At 36.7% G+C, this 20,154-nt stretch carries 24 protein-coding genes; 9 read left to right on the top strand and 15 right to left on the bottom strand.

Translation table 11 applies throughout. The annotated features are described in order from the left end of the window. Positions 1-45 precede the first annotated feature (45 nt). The 5 genes from THC_RS02585 to THC_RS02565 are packed head-to-tail and all read left to right on the top strand — an operon-like array spanning position 46 to position 3,100. Entirely contained in the window at positions 46-798 is a 753-nt protein-coding gene (locus THC_RS02585) for an MBL fold metallo-hydrolase (RefSeq protein WP_068512916.1), read from the top strand. Continuing rightward, positions 795-1,277 carry a crossover junction endodeoxyribonuclease RuvC gene (locus tag THC_RS02580; RefSeq protein WP_068512913.1) on the top strand — a complete coding sequence of 161 codons (483 nt, stop codon included), beginning with the start codon at positions 795-797 and terminating at the stop codon, positions 1,275-1,277. Before THC_RS02585 ends, THC_RS02580 begins: the two co-directional genes overlap by 4 nt. 11 nt (positions 1,278-1,288) lie before the next feature. Then, positions 1,289-1,906 (top strand): Holliday junction branch migration protein RuvA, encoded by a 618-nt coding sequence (gene ruvA / locus THC_RS02575; protein ID WP_068512910.1) that lies wholly within the window; start codon positions 1,289-1,291, stop codon positions 1,904-1,906. Continuing rightward, entirely contained in the window at positions 1,903-2,292 is a 390-nt protein-coding gene (locus THC_RS02570; RefSeq protein ID WP_068512908.1) for a QcrA and Rieske domain-containing protein, read from the top strand. Before ruvA ends, THC_RS02570 begins: the two co-directional genes overlap by 4 nt. Then, a complete protein-coding gene (locus tag THC_RS02565) occupies positions 2,279-3,100 on the top strand; it encodes a cytochrome b N-terminal domain-containing protein (RefSeq protein ID WP_068512905.1) in 822 nt (273 codons plus the stop codon). The genes THC_RS02570 and THC_RS02565 overlap by 14 nt, the downstream gene beginning before the upstream one ends. Before the next feature lie 12 nt (positions 3,101-3,112). Here the strand turns inward: THC_RS02565 and THC_RS02560 are convergent, their stop codons facing one another. Genes THC_RS02560 through atpD form a run of 8 tightly spaced genes read right to left on the bottom strand, consistent with a single transcriptional unit; the run spans position 3,113 to position 9,167 of the window. Continuing rightward, a complete protein-coding gene (locus tag THC_RS02560; RefSeq protein WP_068512902.1) occupies positions 3,113-3,943 on the bottom strand; it encodes a F0F1 ATP synthase subunit gamma in 831 nt (276 codons plus the stop codon). After that, positions 3,924-5,447, bottom strand: coding sequence for a F0F1 ATP synthase subunit alpha (locus tag THC_RS02555; RefSeq protein ID WP_068512898.1), 1,524 nt, complete (start codon positions 5,445-5,447; stop codon positions 3,924-3,926). Before THC_RS02555 ends, THC_RS02560 begins: the two co-directional genes overlap by 20 nt. Before the next feature lie 4 nt (positions 5,448-5,451). Then, on the bottom strand, positions 5,452-6,189 hold the full coding sequence (locus THC_RS02550; RefSeq protein ID WP_068512896.1) for a F0F1 ATP synthase subunit delta: 738 nt from the start codon (positions 6,187-6,189) through the stop codon (positions 5,452-5,454). A 7-nt stretch (positions 6,190-6,196) separates the two neighbouring features. Next, on the bottom strand, positions 6,197-6,460 hold the full coding sequence (gene atpE / locus THC_RS02545) for an ATP synthase F0 subunit C (protein ID WP_068512893.1): 264 nt from the start codon (positions 6,458-6,460) through the stop codon (positions 6,197-6,199). A gap of 1 nt (position 6,461) precedes the next feature. Further along, positions 6,462-7,142, bottom strand: a complete 681-nt coding sequence (gene atpB, locus THC_RS02540) for a F0F1 ATP synthase subunit A (RefSeq protein ID WP_082706246.1) — start codon at positions 7,140-7,142, stop codon at positions 6,462-6,464. Continuing rightward, positions 7,135-7,404 carry an AtpZ/AtpI family protein gene (locus THC_RS09745; RefSeq protein WP_068512888.1) on the bottom strand — a complete coding sequence of 90 codons (270 nt, stop codon included), beginning with the start codon at positions 7,402-7,404 and terminating at the stop codon, positions 7,135-7,137. Before THC_RS09745 ends, atpB begins: the two co-directional genes overlap by 8 nt. A 3-nt stretch (positions 7,405-7,407) precedes the next feature. Next, positions 7,408-7,800, bottom strand: coding sequence for a hypothetical protein (locus THC_RS02530; RefSeq protein ID WP_068512886.1), 393 nt, complete (start codon positions 7,798-7,800; stop codon positions 7,408-7,410). Continuing rightward, positions 7,797-9,167, bottom strand: coding sequence for a F0F1 ATP synthase subunit beta (gene atpD, locus THC_RS02525; RefSeq protein ID WP_068512883.1), 1,371 nt, complete (start codon positions 9,165-9,167; stop codon positions 7,797-7,799). Before atpD ends, THC_RS02530 begins: the two co-directional genes overlap by 4 nt. Positions 9,168-9,471: 304 nt before the next feature. On the opposite strand from atpD, the gene THC_RS02520 reads away from it, so the two are divergent. From THC_RS02520 to waaF, 3 genes are read left to right on the top strand one after another with little or no spacing between them, the layout of a single operon-like run. Continuing rightward, complete coding sequence (locus tag THC_RS02520) at positions 9,472-10,221, top strand: YebC/PmpR family DNA-binding transcriptional regulator (RefSeq protein ID WP_068512880.1); 750 nt, start codon at positions 9,472-9,474, stop codon at positions 10,219-10,221. 4 nt (positions 10,222-10,225) lie between these two features. After that, the gene (gene truD / locus THC_RS02515; protein ID WP_068512878.1) at positions 10,226-11,398 is read left to right on the top strand and encodes a tRNA pseudouridine(13) synthase TruD; all 1,173 of its coding nucleotides are present in this window, start codon (positions 10,226-10,228) and stop codon (positions 11,396-11,398) included. Then, a complete protein-coding gene (gene waaF, locus THC_RS02510; RefSeq protein ID WP_068512876.1) occupies positions 11,379-12,356 on the top strand; it encodes a lipopolysaccharide heptosyltransferase II in 978 nt (325 codons plus the stop codon). The genes truD and waaF overlap by 20 nt, the downstream gene beginning before the upstream one ends. On the opposite strand, the gene THC_RS02505 is transcribed toward waaF, so the two are convergent. From THC_RS02505 to THC_RS02475, 7 genes are read right to left on the bottom strand one after another with little or no spacing between them, the layout of a single operon-like run. Beyond that, entirely contained in the window at positions 12,353-13,393 is a 1,041-nt protein-coding gene (locus tag THC_RS02505) for an NAD(P)-dependent oxidoreductase (protein WP_068512874.1), read from the bottom strand. The two genes, waaF and THC_RS02505, sit on opposite strands and share 4 nt — an antisense overlap. A gap of 10 nt (positions 13,394-13,403) precedes the next feature. Continuing rightward, a complete protein-coding gene (locus tag THC_RS02500; protein WP_231938370.1) occupies positions 13,404-15,038 on the bottom strand; it encodes a peptide-binding protein in 1,635 nt (544 codons plus the stop codon). Then, a complete protein-coding gene (locus THC_RS02495; RefSeq protein ID WP_082706245.1) occupies positions 15,028-15,513 on the bottom strand; it encodes a phosphate-starvation-inducible PsiE family protein in 486 nt (161 codons plus the stop codon). Before THC_RS02495 ends, THC_RS02500 begins: the two co-directional genes overlap by 11 nt. Then, positions 15,510-16,091 carry an RNA 2',3'-cyclic phosphodiesterase gene (thpR, locus tag THC_RS02490; RefSeq protein ID WP_068512871.1) on the bottom strand — a complete coding sequence of 194 codons (582 nt, stop codon included), beginning with the start codon at positions 16,089-16,091 and terminating at the stop codon, positions 15,510-15,512. The genes THC_RS02495 and thpR overlap by 4 nt, the downstream gene beginning before the upstream one ends. Continuing rightward, positions 16,033-17,307 carry a nicotinamide-nucleotide amidohydrolase family protein gene (locus THC_RS02485; RefSeq protein ID WP_068512868.1) on the bottom strand — a complete coding sequence of 425 codons (1,275 nt, stop codon included), beginning with the start codon at positions 17,305-17,307 and terminating at the stop codon, positions 16,033-16,035. Before THC_RS02485 ends, thpR begins: the two co-directional genes overlap by 59 nt. Continuing rightward, positions 17,304-17,780, bottom strand: coding sequence for a phosphatidylglycerophosphatase A family protein (locus THC_RS02480; protein WP_068512866.1), 477 nt, complete (start codon positions 17,778-17,780; stop codon positions 17,304-17,306). Before THC_RS02480 ends, THC_RS02485 begins: the two co-directional genes overlap by 4 nt. Further along, complete coding sequence (locus THC_RS02475) at positions 17,761-18,336, bottom strand: hypothetical protein (protein ID WP_148638805.1); 576 nt, start codon at positions 18,334-18,336, stop codon at positions 17,761-17,763. The genes THC_RS02480 and THC_RS02475 overlap by 20 nt, the downstream gene beginning before the upstream one ends. 195 nt (positions 18,337-18,531) lie before the next feature. Between THC_RS02475 and THC_RS02470 the strand changes: the two genes are divergently transcribed. Continuing rightward, on the top strand, positions 18,532-20,079 hold the full coding sequence (locus THC_RS02470) for a PD-(D/E)XK nuclease domain-containing ATP-binding protein (protein ID WP_068512861.1): 1,548 nt from the start codon (positions 18,532-18,534) through the stop codon (positions 20,077-20,079). The last annotated feature ends 75 nt before the right edge of the window (positions 20,080-20,154 follow it).

Genomic DNA, 20,154 nt, shown 5'->3' with positions numbered 1-20,154 from the left:
TTTCTTTATCTTTTCATTCGCAAAGAATAATTTATAATCAGTTTAATGTTTGAAATCCTTTTTCTTGGAACAGCTGGGGCAAGATATGTGGTAGCTAAACAGTTAAGGGCTTCGGCCGGACTTTTATTTAGAAATGACAGAGACTATTTGTTGATTGATCCTGGCCCTGGAACCCTTGTATATCTTGCTAAATATAAACTTTATCCTGAAAAGATTAAATCTCTCCTTGTTTCACATAAACATCTTGATCACTCTGCGGATCTAAATATCCTTGTAGATGCAATAACAGAGGGTGGTTTTAAAAAAAGAGGAAAAGTCTTTTTGCCAGAGGAGATTTTGCTGGAAGGATTACTTTTACCCTATTTAAAGGAGGCTTTGAAAGAGCTTGTAATCCTCTCAGAAAAAAATACCTATCATGCAGAATCTTTTGTTTTCCATACCACGAGAAAGTTATTACATTCTGCAGAAACTTTTGGTTTTATCTTTGAAGTGGATAAAAATAAAAAACTTGGGTTAATTACAGATACCGCTTATTTTGATGGACTTTTAGAGGAGTTCAAAGGAGTTTCTTATCTTATTATAAATACGGTTCGCTATCAGCCCAAGGAAGGGGTTTTACATCTATCCATTCCTGATGTTAAGCTACTTTTAATGGAACTTCAACCTGAGATTACTGTTCTTACTCACTTTGGAATGACCATGCTTAAGGCAAATCCCTTCCGAGTTGCCCGTGAATTAAGTTCTGAACTAAATCTTAAAGTTCTTTCTGCTTATGATGGAATGAAGTTATCCCTATGAAAATTTTAGGAGTTGACCCCGGGCTTTTGAATCTTGGATGTGTCCTTTTGGAGGTGAAGGAAAAAAAACTCAATTTAATCAAGGCAGAAACCATAAAGGCTCCTCCTAAACAGTCTCTCTCTCAACGCTTATTTTTTTTATATCAAGCCTTTAAAAAACTACTTAAGAGTGAAAGGCCAGAATTTCTGGTTGTAGAGGAGCCTATTCCTAAGATAAACCCCCATTCAACAGCAAAAGTATTCCAGGCACAAGCTATTGTATTAATAATTGCTGAAGAAGAGTCTATACCTATAAGATACTACAACCCCTCTTTTTGGAAGAAGTATTTATGTGGGGATGGAAAGGCTACCAAGGCAGAGGTTAAGAATTTTTTAAAGGCCTTTATAGGAAAAGAGTTTGATGCTAAAATCAAAGATGAACATACCACAGATGCCCTTGCTATGGCCCTTGTTTTAGCTCTGGATTTAAATCTTTTATAAAGGAGAAGCCCTTGTTTTATAAAATTAGAGGAATAGTTAAGGAAGTTTTTTCACCTAATCGGCTTATTCTTGAAAGTGCGGTTTTTTTCTGGGAGATCTATATGCCCTTTAGCCTGGCTGAGATCCTCCGTCAGAATTTTTTAGGAAAAGAGATTGAGGTTTTTGTGGTTCTTCTGCTTAGAAAAAATGAATATCCCGAGCTTTATGGTTTCTTAAATCAAGAAGAAAGAGAGCTATTTATAAAACTCAATAATCTTTCTAAGGTGGGGCCTAAGCTTGCCTTAAATCTTCTTTCAGTCTTTAGTCCCGAAGAACTCAGAAAGGTTATTGAGGAAAGACGAATTAAGGACTTAGCACGAGTTCCTGGTATAGGGGAAAAAAGAGCTGAAAGGCTTTTTCTTGAATTAAAGGGTCTTTTTGGAAAAATTACGCGGAAGGGTTTTACTATACCCTTAGAAAAAGAAAGAATTCTTCTGGAAGCCAAAGCCTGTTTAGTAAATTTAGGTTTTCAGAGTAAAGAGGTTGAAGAAACCCTTTTTAGGGTCTTTGAAGAGGAAGATACCCTTGAAAATCTTATTAAAAAGGCTTTGAAGGAACTTGCCCCAGCTTTTCAGGAGGAGAGACCTTGAAAAGGAGAGACTTTTTGAAATTTTTAGGCTTTTTCTCAATAGGTTTTTTTGGTTTCCTGGGACTTCAAAATTTAGCCTATCTCTCAAGGCCAGCTCCCAAAAAAATTTTTCTATCTAAGTCTGACCTTGAGAAGATAAAAACATTATATCTTGGAGAGGATTTTATTCTGGTTAAAAAAGAAATAGGTTATCTAAGTTTTTCTCGGAGGTGTCCCCATTTAGGTTGTAAGCTTAACTTTGACCCGGAGAGGGAATTAATTGTTTGTCCCTGTCATCAAAGTAAATTTACTTTACAGGGTAAATTTCTTGAGGGTCCTGCTAAAAAGGATTTGAGAAAAATTCCATCCAAGCTCAAAGATGAGGGCTTAGAGGTTGAGCTTACTTAAAGGGCCAGTCTATCTTCCCCTTGCCTTTCTTAGCTCAGCTTCTCTTTTGGTTTCTGCCATCTCAGGTATGTTTTTAAGCTTCCATTATTTTTATAATCAACCTCTTTTAAGTGTTTTACAACTTGAGGCTCAAGTTCCTCTGGGTTGTTTGCTTAGAAATATACACTATTTTTCTTCCCAGATTGCCCTAATTTCCCTTTTTTTACACCTTTTAGAAAGTATTTACAAAAAATTTTACCTACTAAAAGGCAAAATTGCCTGGTTTTTTTTAGTTCTTTCCTTTTTTATTCTTTTATTTATTACCTTTACCGGTTATCTATTAAGAGGAGATGAGGTTGGTGAGTTAGCTGGAAATATTGCTGAAAACCTACTTCTAAGTTTACCCTTTTTAGGAGAGTGGATTAACAGGATATTTTTAGCTATTTCTCAGATAGGATTAAGTAGAGTCTATCACTGGCATATTTTTCTTAGTTTTTTTCTTATTTTTGGGCTTTTTATCTGGCATATTAAAATAAAAGCTCTTCTTCGCTGGGAGAGGATTTTTTATTTTTTGGGTGTGATTATCCCGGTTTTTTTTATACAGTTTCCCCTTAAGCCTTTTCAGGGATTAATAGCCAGAGGGCCCTGGTTTTTTGTGGGTGCCCAGGAGATGCTTAAATTTTTACCACCTCAACTCGTCTTTTTTTGGTTACTTCTGCCTTTTATTCTTCTTCAAAGCTATTCCTTTTATCCTTTCAAGGGAATCAATATTTTTATATTACTTTATTTAATTATCTATATTTTTTTTTCAATACTTTTTTTCTTATGAGTTTTCAGAATACTAAAGTTTGCTTCCAATAAGAATTTCAATGATTTCAGAGGTTATTTCTTCTTGTCTTTGATAATGTTTAGCAATCTGAAGTTCAGTTATTTTTTTTTCAATATTGGTAGATGCGGTCTCCATGCTTTTAATCCTGAAGTAGGCCTCACTTCTTAGAGCTTCTAAATAGGCCCTATAGAGCCCTATAAAAATAATTTCCTCAAGAAACTTATTAAAGAGTATCTGAGGTTTTAGATAAAGCAAAGGTGGATGGGAAAGGGTTGGGATCTCTTGAATTTTTTTTAAATCAGGGGGCAAAATCCTTTCAAAATGAATAATACTTTGTTTTTCTGTAATAGTGGTAAAACATAAATAAATATCCATAAGCCCAGATTTTTTTAAATATTTAAGGATATGTTCAAAGATCTCTTCAAGAGATTCCCTTATGCCTTCAACAGAAACGCTTGCTCTTAAAGGAAGATCGGCTTTTAAATGGAAATCTATTATGCTTTCCTGGAGTTTTCTTCCTATTATAACTAAGAGATCCTTTTCTTTAATATGGTAAGAGAGCTCTTCGGCAATTCTATAATTGTATGCTCCGCAGAGCCCCTGATCTGATCCAAAGGCAATAATCAATCTTGTATTTTTTTCAGATTCTAAAATCTTTAGTTCGGGAAAAAAACTTAAAAGGATACCAAGGCCTTCATAAAGGGATTTTTCAAAGGTCCTTAAGGAATGGATTCTTTCTTCGCACTTGCGATAATTTACCCCGGCAAAGGCTTTCATGGCGTTTATAATTTCAAGAATAGAGCGATAGGTTAAAATCTTTTTCTCAATCTCTTTGGCCAGCATAGAGTTCTTGAAAGAGATTGCTAAAGAATTTTTTGATAATTTCCCTTTCTTTTGTTGTAAGCCTGCCAAGGGTTTTAATGTTTTTTGTAATTTCAGGTAGGCTTTCTTGCAACTTTTTTATCAGAGTTGAAGAAATCTCTGTAACTTTTTCAAGGGGGACTTCATCAAGCACTCCTGTATCTACGAGCATTAAATGTAGAATATGCTCTTCAAGAGAGCGAGGGTGAAGAGGTTTTTGTTTAAAGATTTCTCTATATCGGTGTCCCCTCTGAATGAGTTTAAGGGTCTCCTCTTCTAATTTCATGCCAAATTTGGTAAATATTTCTTTTTCCAGAAACTGGGCATACTCTATTTTTAATTTACCTGCCACTTCTTTCATAATAGGGACTTGAGCCTTACCTCCAATGCGGGATACGGATTTTCCTACATCCACAGCAGGCCTAATATTTTTGTTAAAAAGCTCAACATCTAAGTAAATCTGGCCATCGGTAATGGAGATTAAATTAGTAGGAATAAAGGCTGAAATATTTCCCTGCTGAGTTTCCACTATAGGCAAAGCAGTGATAGAGCCACCTCCAAGCTCGTCCTTAAGTTTTCCTGCCCTTTCAAGAAGACGAGAATGTAAATAAAAGATGTCACCTGGAAAGGCCTCTCGGCCTGGTGGTCTTTTAAGTAAAAGACTTAAAGATCTATAGCTACTGGCATGTTTAGTTAGGTCATCATAAATAATTAGAACACTTTTTCCTTTGTCCCTAAGGAATTCAGCTATTGCTGTAGCGGTATAAGGTGCAAGATATTGAAGACCTAAGGGTTCACCAGCCTCAACTTTAAGAAAAATGGTTTTAGAGAGGTCTCCATAATTGGCAATAAATTGATAAACTCTTTGTATGTGCTCCCGCTTTTGTCCGATAGAGACATATATAGAAATAACATCACTTTTTTTCTGATTAACAACAGTGTCAACAGCTAAGGCAGTTTTCCCTGTAGCTGGGTCTCCAAGGATTAACTCCCTTTGTCCTCTTCCAATTGGTATTAGAGCATCAATGACTGTAATACCTGTATATAATGGTTCTCTTACAAAGTCTCTATGGAGGAGAGGTGGGGCTTCCCTTTCCACAGGATAATAAATTTCTATCTTCCTCGAAAACTCTTCTTCCAGAGGACTACCCAATCCATCTAATACCTTGCCAAGGATAAACTCTCCTACGGGAACAGAAACCATTCTTCCAGTGCGATAGGCCTTATCTCCGGCTTTAATACCCCCCCTTTTTTGTAAAAGAACAACTCCTGCGGTTTCTACATCAAGGTCAAAAATAAGCCCTGTATCCTCTCTCTCAAAGACAACAAGCTCAAAAAGTGTAGCATTCGGTAAACCCCTCAAAAAGACGATATCATCTCCTACAGAGACCGCTGTTCCTTCCTCTTCAAGATAGGGCTCAAAGGAATACTCTTTTAATTTAGAGTATAATTTTTGAAAAAAGGCCTCAAGTCTATCTTCAAGCAAGTAACTACTCCAGAGACTTTCTAATTTTATTCAGCTGCCCTTGTAAAGAGAAATCAATGATATAACCCTCAATTTTTATTTTAAATCCTGCAAGAAGAGATGGGTCATTGATGATAAAGATTTCACTTTTTCTTTGAAGCTTCTCTTCAAGAATAGTCTGAACTTTATCCTTTACCTGGGACAGAGAAAAGGCAGAAACTATCTCAACAGAACAAGGTTTATTTGGATCAAAAAATAGATTCAATTTTTCAAATTCCTGAGGTAGAGTTTTCAAAGCCCTTTCTGAAAGAATTTGATGCAAATCCTCTAAAGGGAGTTCTTTTAAAAATTTTTCAAGAAAATCCATAAGAAGTGCCAGGGTTTTTTCTCTGAGGATGTTTTCAGATTTTTCAATTTCTCTTTGTAATAGCGCCCTCTCTTTCTCAAAAATCTTCTCAGCCTCTCTTTTAGCCCCTTCTATGATTTTTTGTGCCTCTTCCTCAGCTTCTTTTAGCTTGTTTTCTATAATTTCTTCTTTTTTACTTTCCAGATCTTTGAGTTTTTCTTCATAAGTCAAGGCAAGCTTCATAGCCTCCTTTTTTAGGTTCTCTGCATCAAAAAAACATTTTGAGAGCTCAGCTTGCCTTTTTTCCATAAAATTTTTTAAAGGGCGGTAAAGTAGGCGAGATAAAATCAAAAGAAGGATAAAAAAATTAATAACTTGAAATAAAAAGGTAAAGAAATGAAATCCCTTTATTTCCATGGTTGGTCTATTTTAGATAATCAAGCAGGGGATTGGCAAAAAGTAAAATAAGGGCAATTACGAATAGATAAATCACAATGGATTCAATTATGGCTATACCTATGATAAAGGTTCGGGTGATTTGAGAAGAGGCCTCAGGCTGTCTGGAAATGGCCTCAAGGGCGCTCTGAATGGATTGTCCAAGAGCCCTGGCAGGAGCATAAGATCCAAGGGCCATCATCAAAGCTACCACAATAATGGATGCCAGCACAATTAAGCCTTTCGTTTCCATTCTATATCTCCTCCTTATTTTGATTGTCTTCTATAGCTTGAGAAAGAAATGCGAGACTCAGGATTCCAAAAAGATAAGCCTGAAGAACCCCAAGAATTAAATGGAGAAAGATGAAGGGGATGGGGAGAATTAGTCCTGCAATTCCAAGCAAAATTAGGGCAACGATTTCTCCACTTAAGATATTTCCAAAAAGCCTTACTGCAAGGGCTAAGCTTCTGGTTAATTCAGCTAATAAATGGAGGGGAAAAAGAAAAAAAGGTTTAAAAAAATGTGCTAAATATCCTTTAAAACCTTTGATTTGGATTCCTAAAAAATGTCTCATTAGAAAGGCTGAAAAGGCAAAGGCAAGAGGGGTACTCAGATCTGAGGTTGGGGGATAAAAACCAGGAATAATTCCAATGAGATTACAGGTTCCTATAAAGAGCCAGAGGGTTAAAAGAAAGGGCAAAGCCCTAAGGTAATCTTTTTTCAGGATATCTTGACAAAGTTTTTCGGCTCCTTCCATCAAAGCCTCTAAAAGTAATTGCCATCGGCTGGGTTGATAAAGGGAGAGTTTTCTTCTTAAAAGGACAGAAAACCCTATAAGAATAAACATTACAGACCAAGTTATTAAAACAGTATCTCTTATTTCTACAGGACCAATAATAAGCTCCTCTGGAAAAATTCCCCAGCTTTTAATCACTTTTTTTCCTCCAGAAAAGATACCATAGGTTGTAAAAGCTTAAGAGGAGCCCCGCAAGGATAAAGAAAAGGAAAAAATAAGAAGGTAGTGAATATTTTTTGATAAACAGATTTCCCAAAAAGGCGGAACTAAGGAGAGGTAAAAGCACTAAAAGCCCAATAAAGCTAAATTTGTAAAGAAAATGCCAAAAATTTAGCTCTTTTTTCCTTTGTTTTTTAGATTTTTCAACTCTTTTCAAAAGATCTTCCAGTTTTTCAGGCATACTTTAGATTCTATAAATTTCAAGGGCTCTTTTAATAAAGGTCTCTTCGATTTCTGTTATCAGTTTTCTGTAACGAGCTTCGGCAATTTTTCTTTTTCTAATCTGTTCAGCAATAAGGGCTGAGAGCTCTTCAGGAGAGGTACCCTCAAAAAATTCATATACTGCGAGAGTGGCTATCCCAGAACGAAAAAAGAAAAAGCCACTATCAGTTGCTATAAAAAATTTTTGATTTTTATGGTCAAGATACTCTCCTATGCCAGGTTCAACAATGGTCAAAAAATCAATATGTCCAGCCATTATTCCAAAAAATCCGCTTTCATCCCTGAGTTTAAGATGGATAATCTCTTTTTCCTCTCTGCCCTTAAGGGTAATAATTTGTAACTTAAAGGTCCTCATAGGATTTCCTCTATACCACCACGCATATAAAAGGCCTCTTCTGGAAATTTGTCCATTTTTCCTGAAAGAATGATTTCACAGCCCTTGAGGGTCTCCTCTAAAGGCACATGCACCCCGGACCTTCCTGTAAATTCCTCCATAGTAAAAAATGGTTGAGTTAAAAATCTCTCTAACCTTCTGGCTCTTTTTACAATTAACCTATCTTGATGGGAGAGTTCCTCAATTCCCATGAGGGCAATTATATCCTTAAGCTCTCTGTAGCGGGCAAAATGTTCTCTAACCTCCAAAGCTATTTGATAATGCCTTTCTCCTATAATCTCAGGATTCAAAAGCTTCGATGAAGATCCTAAGGGATCTACTGCTGGATAGAGCCCCTGAGAAGCCATACTTCTTGAGAGCATAACTACAGTATCTAAGTAAGGAAAAACGCTTGCACACCCTGGATCGGTTATATCGTCTGCTGGGACATAGATGGCCTGAACAGAGGTTATATTTCCTTTCTCAGTTGAAATTAAACGATCTTGAATTTCTGCCATCTCTAAAGCCAAAGTAGGTTGATATCCAACTCTTGAGGGGAACCTTCCAAGGAGCATTGAGACCTCACAGCCTGCCTGCACAAATCGGTAAATATTATCTACTATGAAGAGGACATCTCTTCCAGAATCTCTGAAGTATTCTGCAACAGTTATTGCAGAAAGAGGAGTGCGAAAGCGTATCCCCGGGGCCTCTTGCATCTGCCCAAGAATGATCACTGATTTGTCAAGGACTCCAAGATTATCCATTTCAACAATAAGTTCATGGCCCTCCCTCATTCTCTCCCCAACTCCACAAAAGACCGAAACCCCCTGGTAGTATCTGGCTATTTTATAGATAAATTCCATGAGAAGAACAGTTTTCCCAACGCCTGCTCCACCAAATAGACCTACTTTCCCACCTTGAGGAAAAGGGGAGAGAAGATCAATAATCTTTATCCCAATTTCCATAATTCCTTTTATAGCTATACTTTCAAAATAATCTTGTTGAGGTTTATAAATAGATATATAAGAGACCTCCTTTAAAGGGGCCTTACCATCAAGAGGGTCTCCTTTAAAATTTAAGACCCTTCCAAGAAGGCTTTCACCCACAGGGAATAAAAGGGGATTATTGTAAGTATAGAGGGGTAGGCCTCTTTTCAATCCCTCTGTATGTCCAAGGGATAAAGCAAGCACCCTTTGATGATCTAAATGAGTCTCTACTTCAAAGAGATGTTCTGTTTTTTCATTTTTATGAAATAATATAGAGCGAATAGGAGGTATATTCTCTGGAAAGAAAGCTTCAATAATATGGCCATGAATAGCCCTAATATACCCTTTGTAGGTTGCTTCCATTTTTAAAAATTATATAAAAATTTTTATAATAAGACAAGAGGTGTGTATAAGTCCATATCTTTTGAGACTCTATGGACACTATGCCCATTCCCCTTTGGAAAGAAAGGATAAATAATCTGCAAAATCTTTCCTTAAGTAGAGGTTTAAAATTTTAGACCCCTACATGGGGCTTTTTTACCACCCTTTCTTTTTCTTCTAAGGATATGAACCTATGCACCTTGAAAGAATAAAAACTTATGCAGGCTTGCAAACCCTGGAAAATTAATTATATTTTAGAAAAAGTTTTTCCAAGGGGTTAGATTTTATGGCTGGACATTCTCATTGGGCACAAATTAAGAGAAAAAAAGCTGCCCAGGATGCCAAAAGAGGCCAGGTCTTTACTAAAATTGTCCGGGAAATTGTAATTGCCGTAAGACAGGGGGGAAGCGGAGACCCTGAAATGAATCCTCGCTTAAGGACTGCTATTCAGTCTGCCCGGGCAGTTAATATGCCCAAAGAAAATATTGAAAGGGCTATAAAAAAGGCCCTTGGTCAAGAGGAAGGTACTCAATTTGAAGAAGTTGTCTTTGAGGGATATGGTCCAGGAGGGGTTGCGGTCTTAATCAATGCTATTACAGATAACCGTAAAAGAACTGTCTCGGATATCAGGCATCTTTTTAGTAAATTTGGGGGAAATTTAGCTGAGCCAGGGGCAGTTGCCTGGATCTTTGAGCAAAAGGGGTTGATTGTTGTTCCCAAAAAAGAGGAAGAAAAAGTATTAGAGATTGCCATTGAAAATGGGGCTGAAGATACTAAGGAGTATGAGAGTGAAATTGAGGTCATCACAAGCCCGACAGACTTTGAGACCATTAAATCTGCCTTAGAGAAAGCTGGCATTGAAATTATTTCTGCTAAGGTCACCATGGTTCCTAAGAATTTAGTTCCCATTCAGGATGAAGGCACAGCTCAAAGTCTTCTCAAACTTATGGAATCCTTGGAAGATCTTGATGATGTGCAACAGGTTTTTGCTAATTTTGATATCCCTGAAAACATTATGGAAGCTCTTAATCGGTAATTGAGTGTCCTATAAAATAAAAGTTTACCCGGAAGACTTTATTGTCTCTGAAGTAGTCAGTCTTACCCCTTCCGAGAGTGGAGAATACTCCCTCTATCTTTTAAAGAAGAAAAATCTTAGCACCTGGGATGCCTTAGGTCAGATTGCCAAAAAATGGCATTTACCTCTGAAATACTTTGGTTATGGAGGTCTAAAGGATAAAAATGCAATTACCTTTCAGTATATAACAATAAAAAATGGACCCAAGGGAGATTTTATTAAAAAAGATCTGGAACTAACTTATCTTGGTAAAAGTATATCCCCCCTTGGAAAGACCCATCTCTTGGGGAATAATTTTGAAATTGTGGTTAGAGAGGCTGAAATTGAAGCTAATGAACTTTATAAAAGAAGTGAAGAGATCAAAAGATATGGTATCCCGAATTACTTTGATGAACAGCGCTTTTCCTCTGTAAAGGAATGTAAAAAATTTGCAGTCAAAGAGATTATTAAAGGAAATTTTGAATCCGCCCTTTATCTAATACTTGCTTTAAGTAGCCCGGATGAATTTTCTTATTCCAGAAAATTGAGAGACTGCCTTAAAAAAAACTGGAGAAAATGGAAGGAATGTCTTCCCTTTGCCAATCTCAACTGGGAAAAAAATCTTTTACAATTTTTGGCCTCCCATAACCCCTCGCAGAGGACCTTTAAAAGGGCTTTACATCTTATTGATCGGGAATATCTCTTTTTCTTGGGAAATGTTTATCAAAGTTATCTCTGGAATGAAGTTTTAAAAGAGGTTTTAATTCATTTAGATCTTACAGATATAGCCATACCTTTTTTATTTGAGAAACTTTACTTTTATAAAGACCTCTCCCAAGAAAAGTTAGATCTCTTGAGAAACCTTAAAATCCCCTATCCTTCCCCCAAAATGCAGGTTCAGGATACTCCTCAGATTCCTCTTTATAGCCTTTATCTTAAAATTTTTAAAAGAGAAGGTTTAGAGGATTTTAAGGCCTTGAGAAGCTTTATTAAAGGCCTTATCTTTAAATCCTATCCCAGACCAGCCATAATCTTTCCTATTGATTTAACCTGTGAAAAGCTGGCAGACAAGACCTATAAAATAAAGTTTTTTCTTGAAAAAGGAAGCTATGCTACTTTAATAATAAAGAGGCTTTTTTATGCTCATTCGCCTTCCTAATTGGCTTGGGGATGCCCTTATGTCTTCTCCTGTTTACGAAAATCTAAAAGATCAGGAAGAATTGATTTTATTTGGGCCTGCCTCTTTTATCAATCTCTTTGAAGATTTTCCCAATTGTAGAATTCTGCCTTTTTATTCCAAAGATTCTAAGAAGAATCTACAGAATTTACAGAATTTAAAGGTTTATAAAAAAGAAAGGGGATTACTTCTCACCAATTCTTTTTCTTCTGCCTGGCTTTTTTTTAGAGCAGGTCTTAAAGAGAGAATGGGATTTTCTACAGATGCACGAGGACTTCTTCTTACGAAGAAGGTCCCTCCACCTCCTAAAAGAATGCATCAGCGAGATAAATATCTCTATCTCCTTGAAAAATTGGGTTATTCAGCGTCAAAAAGAGATTTAATTCTCTATTTAAGAGAAGAAAAAATAAACCAAGCTAAGTCCTTTTTAAAAGGGCTTGGAATAAATCCCCATCAAAATAAGATGGTTTTACTGGCGCCTGGAGCTGCATTTGGGCCTGCTAAAAAATGGCCAGTGGAATATTACAAAAGCTTGGCGGAAAATATTATTAAAAAGGGAATAAAGGTCCTTATAGTTGGAGGCTCAAAGGAAATTCAAGATGGAGATTTCATCTGCCATGGCTTAAAAGATGCTATAAATCTTTGTGGAAAAACTGAAATTACTATTCTTGCAGGAATCTTTACCCTTAGCATGGCTTTGATTTCTAATGATTCAGGGCTTATGCATCTGGGAGCAGCTCTTAAAATCCCTCAGATTGCTATCTTTGGATCAACGGACCCAATCCTTACAGGGCCACTTAATCCAAAAGCAATTGTTATAAAAAAGGATTTACCCTGTAGCCCTTGCTTTAAAAGGGAATGCCCAAAAGGGCATTATGAATGTCTTAAAAATGTCTCCCCTGAAGAGGTCTTCCAAAGGCTTGAAGAGATTTTAATTTAAAAAAAACTTTCAAAGGAACTTTTAGTGGATTTATATTTCAAATAGTGTCTCAGCTCATCTATAACACTTTCTATTAATCTTTCCATAGCCTCTTCAGTATAATAGGCAATGTGAGGAGTAAGTATTACATTTTCATATTTAAGAAGATGTAAAGTTAATAAGGCCCTTTGAGCAATATCTGAAGGTATTTCCTCTTTTAAATAGGATTCATCCAAAAGCATTCTCTCTCCTTCAAAGACATCAAGGGCAATTCCGCCTCTGAGTTTTCCGTTTTCAATGGCCCAGATAAGGGCATGTGTATCTACAACTGGCCCTCTGGCAGTATTGATTAACATGGCCTTTTCCTTAACCAGTTTTATATTATACATATTTATAAGATGATGGGTCTTAGGATTATAAGGAACCATAAGGGTAATGACATCAGCTTCCTGTAAAAGATTATCAAGGGAGACATAACTAACCTGATATTTATCAATGAGCTCTAGTGAAGGATTAATATCATAAGCTATAACCTTCATTCCTATCCCAAAACCGATCCTACAGAGATGACTTCCAATATTTCCAGTTCCAATTACACCGAGGGTTTTTCCATACAAATCAAGACCAATCAAACCTTCACGGGTAAAGTCAAATCTTTCAAGCTTTTCAAAGTTTTTCCTTAAGTGCCTGGCTAAAGCCATGATCAGGGCAAAGGTATGTTCAGCGACTGTTATACTGGCATAATAGGGGGCATTGGCAACCTCAATCCCCCTTTTTTTACAGCAAAGTATATCAATGTGATCCACCCCTGTTGTTCTTGTTGAAATAAATTTCAATGAAGAAAGCTCATTAATAACCTTTTCATTGATCTGTGAGTTTAGATAAATAACCGCAATTGTAATATCCTTATATTTTGAAGCATTACTTTCCCTTAAAGGGGATGAGACAAATTCTATCTCTAAATCTGGAAACTCCTTTAAAAGCCTTCTTTTAATAAATTCTATTAATTTTTCCTTTTCCCAATCCTTGGTCTCAAAAAAAACTATTTTTTCTGACATGGCATTCCTCCTATGGAACTAAATATTTTTGTTCTACCTTAGGAACCCACCATCTCTCAATATTATAGGATATACCAAGACTTGAAGGCTGAATACCACGAAACCTTTTATGAATAGCCTCAAGACTCATAGGGATATAAAGAAAGGTATAGGGCTGATCCTCTGCCAGGACTTCCTGAAGTCTATAATAAATTTTTTTTCTCTTTTCTCTATTCAAGGTGTATCTTCCTTCTTCAAGTAAACGATCAACTTCAGGATTTTGATAGCCTATAAAATTAAGGCCTGGACTCTGGATCTTTGAAGAGTGAAAGATATCATAAAGATCTGGGTCAGGGCCTGTGGTCCAGCCAAGAATCACCGCCTGAAATCTTCTTTTATCTATAAATTGGTGGATTAGGGTTGTCCATTCCATAACCCGGATATTTACCCTTATGCCAACTTTGGCAAGTTCCTGTTGAATAATCTGGGCGGTAAGGAGCCTTGAAAGGTTCCCCTGATTGGTAAGAAGAGTAAATTCAAAGGGTCTGCCATCTTTATATAAAAGACCATCTCTTCCCTTTCTAAAACCGGCCTCAGATAGAAGATTCAAGGCTTTTTCAGGATTATAAGAACAAGACCCTTCAATAGCTGGATTATAAAACCAGGCATCGGGCTTATAGGGACCATAGGCTGGGATACCCTGTCCAAGCAGAGCTCCCATAACAACTTTTTTCTTGTCAATGGCAAAACACAGGGCCTTTCTTACTCTTTTATCCTGAAAAAGAGGCTCCCTTAAATTATAGCCAATGTAAGTATAAGCAAAGGCAAGATAGCGATAAATCTGAAAGTCCCTTTTAATAGTCTCCTCTTGAAGCTTTTTGTATTGAAGAGGGGTAAGACTTATCCAGTCAATACCTTGAGAACGAAGTTCCATAAATAGTGTGGAAGGATCAGGAATAACCCGATAGATGATACGATCAAGATAGGGTCTCCCTTCAAAGTTAAGGGGGTTAAATTTTAGTTTAATTTGAGTCTGAGGCTCCCAGACTTCAAACCTAAAGGGGCCATTTCCCACAGGTCTTCTTCCGAAAACACTCTGAATATATTTTAAATCCTTACCTTCAAGAAGGTGCTTGGGCAAAACAACTAAATTTCCCCAGGATGAAAGAGCAAGGGCAAAGGGCTTCTTATAGGTCACACGAAAAGTATATTTATCAAGCACCTTGAACTCTTTGACCTCAAGAAAATCACTGGCATAGGCTGAGGGGATATTGGGATTTGTAATAAGTTTAAAGCCAAATTCAACATCAAAAGCAGTTACCTCTACCCCGTCTTCCCACTTAACCCCTTTTTTGAGATAGAAAGTAATTACCCTTTGATCCTTTGAGATTTCAAACCTTTCTGCCAGATCTCCAACAATGGTAAGATCAGGAGCATACTTTACTACCCCTCTTAAAATATTCCCAGCCACAATATGACTCATAGCATCTGTTGCAAGCATCGGCACAAGTATGCTTGCATCTGCAATGGTTCCAATAATCAGCGTATCTCCATAATCAGGAGCTTTTGAGGACTGGGTAGCCTCTTTTGAAAATACATAAGAGATCAATAAAAGAAAAAAACCTAAGAAAATAAGAATAACTTTTAAAAATTTTCTATTTTTCACCGGTTATCCCTTTAAGATTTCTCCTAAAGCTCCTTATTGGAGATATTCTTTTGCCCTTACTTAAGGAAGGCTTAATTACTATAGCCAAACTCCTTGCTAAAACCAGTAAAAATATACCTAAGGTCCAATAAAAGATCTCAATTTCCTTAGCATGTCCCTCAAAAAGAAAGATCATAAATTCTCTTATACTAAAGGCAATAAGAGTTTCAAGGAGGACCTCCATGCGAAGACGATGATGTTCAAAATATTCAACAAAGGCCCTGACAAGCTCCAAAATTACTATAAGAGATAAAACATTAACAAGTAGTTCCTTTATACTTAAGCGTATTGTCTTTTCAGAAATAAGAAATCCAAGATCAAAAACTATTCTTATTAGAATTACAGCTAAAACCAAAATTAAAATGATGATAGCCAGATTATAAGTAAATCTTATACTTAAGGTATAAAGTTTAAGAAAATAGTTTTGAAGATTCATAAGGCACCTCCCCTCAAAGGAAAAACCCTTAAAGGCGTATAAACAGGACCCTGTGGTTTCAGTTCACTCTTAAAAAAAACAATTTCCTTAACCGGGAAGGAAAAGCCCTTTATCTTTTGGGTCTCCTCCTGTAATCTCTTAAAATAATCTTGAAAGGCCCTGATATCGTGTAATTCTTTAATTCGGAAGAGGGTAATATGGGGATGAAATTTTTCCTTCTTTTCAAGCTTTAACTTTTTAAGAAGTTCTCTTAATTTTTTATCTATTTCCTTTAAAATATTAGACTGATCCTTAAGACCTATCCACAGAACCCTTGGGTTGCCACCTACTGGGAAAATCCCAACCTCATCAATATTTAAAGTAAAGGGACTTATAGGCTCAAAAATCCTTTGACCTCCTTTGGATATTTTTTCAATCAGAGTTTCAGGTAGGTTACCAAAAAAGTGAAGGGTAAGATGAAAATTCGCCTCCTCTACCCATTTCACCTTAAGTCCCTCAGGTAAAGTGAGCTTACTTAATTTAAAAAGTTCTTTCTTTAAATCCGAGGGCAAATCTATAGCTAAAAAGGCTCTCACCATACAGGAGATACCTCCTTAAAAGATCAAGGGCTGTGTAACTGGCCATCCTTTGGATAGTCTGTCTATCTCCCTCAAAACGAAAGTGCAGGGCAAAGACCCTGTGGGGGACGGAAAGACCGATAAAGACTGTACCTACAGGGATTTCTGCAGTTCCTCCTGTTGGACCAGCAATGCCAGTTGTAGATAAGGCAAAATCTGTTTTCGCTATTAATCTTGCCCCGTAAGCCATCTCAAGAGCTGTTTCAAAGCTGTAAATCCCTTTTTCTCTAAGGGTCTCCTCTTTCACACCTAAAAGCTCTATTTTACTCTGGGCACTATAGGTCACAAAACCTCTTTCAAAATAGGCTGAAGATCCTGAAATAGATGTGATTAAACTTGCCAGATACCCCCCTGTGCAGGATTCAGCAGTTGCTAAAGTAAGCCTTCTCTCCATTAAAATTTTTCCAGTAATCACAGGTAAAGATTCGTCTTCTTCACTTATCAAATTAACTTTAAACCTCTCCTTAATCTGATTTCCAACCTCCTCAACCTTTTCTTTATCCCCAAGAAGAACTAATCTAACCTCAGGAATAAGAGGATAATAACCAATTTTTATCTCTTCTTTGCCTTTAAGACTCAAAATAAATTGATTGAGATCCGTCTCATTAAGATCAAAGAAAATAAAATTTTTAAGGATCCTTTCTTCTTTACAAATACCTCTTTCACCACCTCTTACCTCACAGAGAAGGGGAATAACACGATCTTTTAAAAGAAATCTAAATTGTTCAGGAACGCCTGGGAGAAAGAAAAGTTTTTTCCCTTGATAGTGCAAATAGAAACCAAGCATCTTTGAGTCCTCAGAGAGGATTTCAGCACCCTCTGGAAGCATAGACATCTTTTTGGCCATACCCAAAGTTCCTTTATATTCACCTGAGGATAGAATGGCAGAAAGAAGGGTTTTACTCTCTTTGAGTTCAAGATTTAGGGCCTTAGTAATTGCCTCAGTGGTTAGATCATCCTCTGTTGGCCCAAGGCCACCTGAGGTTATAACAAAGTCATATTCCTCTAAAAGGCGCTTGAAAGTCTTAATAATTTGAGGTTCCTCATCAGGAACGGTTACGATTTCTGTGAGTTTAAGCCCTGTAGCGGAAAGGATTTTTCCTGCAAACTCTGCATTAGTGTTTAAAATCCTCCCTGAAATAAGCTCATCACCTATAAAAAGAAGAGCCCCCCTCATAAACTCACCTTAGAAAATATAATTATAAGACCTACAATGAGATTGGTCATAATACCCGCAAGGATATCATCAAGCATAATCCCCCATCCTCCCCTGAGACTCTCAAGTCTCTTTAAAGGAAAGGGCTTTGTTATATCTATAATTCTAAATAAAATAAATACAAGGACAAGTTCTAATATAGTGGTCTTACCCAGGCAGGCAATATATGCTCCAGCAACCTCATCAATAACAACTTCATCAGGATCTTTGTTATTTAAAAGGACGGATACATAGCTGGAGGATAAAAGGCCAATCAAAATAAAAAAAATACTTAAAAGAAGTTTTACATATAAGGCCATTTCCAGAGTTATTTGATAGAGGAAAATCCCCTCCAAAGCCCCCAGGGTGCCTGGAAAGGGAGGAATGAATCCTACAAAGGCGCCTGTTGCAAAAAAAAGGTGAAACCAGTCCTTTTTAAAAAGGGGTTTTTTCAAGTTCCTTCTCAAACTCATCATATTTTCCAAGTTCTATAAGATTTTTAAGCCTCCAGAGATACAACCTGACCTTAACAATTTCTTTTTCTCCTTTGAGAGACTTTTCAAGAAGGGCTTTTTCCCTTTCTTTATATTTTAAAAGGGCCTTTTCCTTTAAATTTCTATTATAATCCTCAACTTTATTTAATAGCTCCTCTGCAGATTTTAAAACTTCCTTTAAGACCTTTTCAGCTGAAAGAAAATATTTCTTTTTATAATAGGCCTTAGCTCTTTCCCATTTTTTGGATAATTCAGCATACTCCTGAGGATAGAGATCCTTAGCTTGAGAAAGATTAAGAAGGGCCATCTTTTCCTCGGTCTTTTTATAAAGCTCCTTAGGAGCGGGATGAAGCTTGATAAACCTACCAAGAAAAGGAAGACCGGAAAGATTGGCTTTGACCTTTTCAAGAGTGGTATCCTTAAAATCACTTAAAGAACTTGTTATTTTGCCTTTTTCACAGGCAATCAAAAGGATTCCAAGGAAAATTAAGGTAAAGCCCTTAACTATTTTGAGCATCATTGATATTTTAACTCAAAAAGAATCTTAAGGCAAATATCTTTGCTGTTTTTGCATAAGGTCCCTTCCTTACAAGATTTAATCCCCATCACTGCCTTTGCAAATAGTCTTCTAAAATTATAATATTAGCGCTTATGTATGCCTCTACATAAGCATTAACATTGATTTTGAAAAAAGAAGCCTTAAAATAAAACTATGGAGAAAAAACTTCCCATTGGAATTTCAAGCTTTGTGGAGATTCGCTCAGAGCCTTATTATTATGTGGATAAAACTCATTTTGTAGCCAAACTTGTCTCCGAAGGAAAATACTATTTTCTCTCTCGCCCAAGGAGATTTGGAAAATCCCTTTTCGTGGACACCTTAAAGCAGGCCTTTCTTGGAAGAAAGGAGCTTTTCCAGGGGCTCTATCTTGAAAAGAACTGGGACTGGAGTGTCAGGTATCCTGTTATTCATATTGATTTTGGGGGAGGAGAGGTTAAAGGTATAGAAGCCCTTGAGAAATGGATTCTTCAGCAACTTGAGGAACATCAAAATCTTTATGATATTACCTGTAAATGGAAAGATGATTATCATGCCTGTTTCAGGGAACTAATCTTAAAACTTTCTCAAAAATATGCATCTAAAGTGGTAGTTCTTGTTGATGAATATGACAAACCCATTCTTGATTGCATTGAGGATAGAGAGACCGCAAAGGCAATAAGAGATGTCCTCAAGAACTTTTATAGTGTTCTTAAGCCCCTTGATGCTTATTTAAAATTTGTTTTCCTAACAGGGGTTTCCAAATTTTCAAAGGTCTCTCTTTTTTCAGGGCTAAATCAGTTAAATGACATTACCCTTGATAAGAGATTTGCAGAAATCTGTGGATACACTCAGAAAGAGCTTGAAGAGGTCTTCAGAGAAGAATTAGAAGATAAAGACTTAAAGCTTATAAAATGCTGGTATAATGGTTATTCCTGGCTTGGTGAACCCGTTTACAATCCCTTTGATGTGCTTCTCTATCTTAAGAAAAGAACCTTTCACCCCTACTGGTTTGAGACAGGAACTCCCAGTTTTCTTATTAAACTCCTTGTGGAAAAGAAATTTTATATCCCCCAGCTTTCAGAGCTTATGGCTTCAGAGCGCCTCCTTGGAAGCTTTGATGTGGACTTTATTGAACCAGAAAACCTTCTCTTTCAAACAGGCTATCTCACCATAAAAGGTGTTGAAGAAATCCCATCGGGATACCTCTATTATCTTAGTTATCCCAATAAAGAGGTTAAAGTTTCCCTGAATAATTACATAGTGGATTATTTGACAAGGAAGGGGCCTGAGAGTGCAAGGCTTACCCTTAAATTAACCAGGGCATTGAGGGAGGGAAGGGTTTCCGCCTTTGGAGAGGTTTTAAAGACCCTTTTTTTAGGGATTCCCTATGAGTGGTATAGAAGTAATGAAATAGCAGGTTATGAAGGGTATTATGCCAGTGTGGTTTATAGTTTTCTTGAAGGGGCAGGCTTTGAGGTAATCCTTGAGGATTATACAAGCCTTGGAAGGATTGATTTAACAATAATTTTTGAGGAGAGATGTTTTATAGTTGAGTTTAAGGTGGTTGAGATGGAAGGAGAAAGCCCTAAGGCAATAGAACAGCTTAAAGAAAAGGGGTATCACGAAAAATATAGAGGGAAGTTCAAAGAGCTCTATCTCCTTGGCTTTGATTTTAGTAAAGATACCAAAAACATAGTTTCCTATAACTGGGAAAGAATTTAAGAACTTTTATATGTATGCAGGTAGGTGCTCTGTAAGATTTATCTCCCAAAAAAGCAGATTTTAGTCTCACCTTCG

Origin of the sequence: Caldimicrobium thiodismutans (assembly GCF_001548275.1) — a bacterium.
Taxonomy (GTDB): Bacteria; Desulfobacterota; Thermodesulfobacteria; order Thermodesulfobacteriales; family Thermodesulfobacteriaceae; genus Caldimicrobium; species Caldimicrobium thiodismutans.
The sequence above is the reverse complement of the archived record's forward strand: the minus strand, read 5'-3'. Positions and strand labels throughout refer to the sequence as shown.

What these genes read in the sequence shown, in the direction of transcription:
- atpE (WP_068512893.1), bottom strand. Translation starts at nt 6,460, where the DNA reads ATGGAAACGAAAGGCTTAATTGTGCTGGCATCCATTATTGTGGTAGCT.
- THC_RS02585 (WP_068512916.1), top strand. Translation starts at nt 46, where the DNA reads ATGTTTGAAATCCTTTTTCTTGGAACAGCTGGGGCAAGATATGTGGTA.
- thpR (WP_068512871.1), bottom strand. Translation starts at nt 16,091, where the DNA reads ATGGTGAGAGCCTTTTTAGCTATAGATTTGCCCTCGGATTTAAAGAAA.
- THC_RS02475 (WP_148638805.1), bottom strand. Translation starts at nt 18,336, where the DNA reads ATGCTCAAAATAGTTAAGGGCTTTACCTTAATTTTCCTTGGAATCCTT.
- THC_RS02485 (WP_068512868.1), bottom strand. Translation starts at nt 17,307, where the DNA reads ATGAGGGGGGCTCTTCTTTTTATAGGTGATGAGCTTATTTCAGGGAGG.
- atpD (WP_068512883.1), bottom strand. Translation starts at nt 9,167, where the DNA reads ATGGAAGCAACCTACAAAGGGTATATTAGGGCTATTCATGGCCATATT.
- THC_RS02550 (WP_068512896.1), bottom strand. Translation starts at nt 6,189, where the DNA reads ATGGAAATAAAGGGATTTCATTTCTTTACCTTTTTATTTCAAGTTATT.
- THC_RS09745 (WP_068512888.1), bottom strand. Translation starts at nt 7,404, where the DNA reads ATGCCTGAAAAACTGGAAGATCTTTTGAAAAGAGTTGAAAAATCTAAA.
- THC_RS02560 (WP_068512902.1), bottom strand. Translation starts at nt 3,943, where the DNA reads ATGCTGGCCAAAGAGATTGAGAAAAAGATTTTAACCTATCGCTCTATT.
- THC_RS02470 (WP_068512861.1), top strand. Translation starts at nt 18,532, where the DNA reads ATGGAGAAAAAACTTCCCATTGGAATTTCAAGCTTTGTGGAGATTCGC.
- THC_RS02495 (WP_082706245.1), bottom strand. Translation starts at nt 15,513, where the DNA reads ATGAATCTTCAAAACTATTTTCTTAAACTTTATACCTTAAGTATAAGA.
- THC_RS02580 (WP_068512913.1), top strand. Translation starts at nt 795, where the DNA reads ATGAAAATTTTAGGAGTTGACCCCGGGCTTTTGAATCTTGGATGTGTC.
- waaF (WP_068512876.1), top strand. Translation starts at nt 11,379, where the DNA reads ATGCTCATTCGCCTTCCTAATTGGCTTGGGGATGCCCTTATGTCTTCT.
- THC_RS02530 (WP_068512886.1), bottom strand. Translation starts at nt 7,800, where the DNA reads ATGAGGACCTTTAAGTTACAAATTATTACCCTTAAGGGCAGAGAGGAA.
- THC_RS02505 (WP_068512874.1), bottom strand. Translation starts at nt 13,393, where the DNA reads ATGTCAGAAAAAATAGTTTTTTTTGAGACCAAGGATTGGGAAAAGGAA.
- THC_RS02520 (WP_068512880.1), top strand. Translation starts at nt 9,472, where the DNA reads ATGGCTGGACATTCTCATTGGGCACAAATTAAGAGAAAAAAAGCTGCC.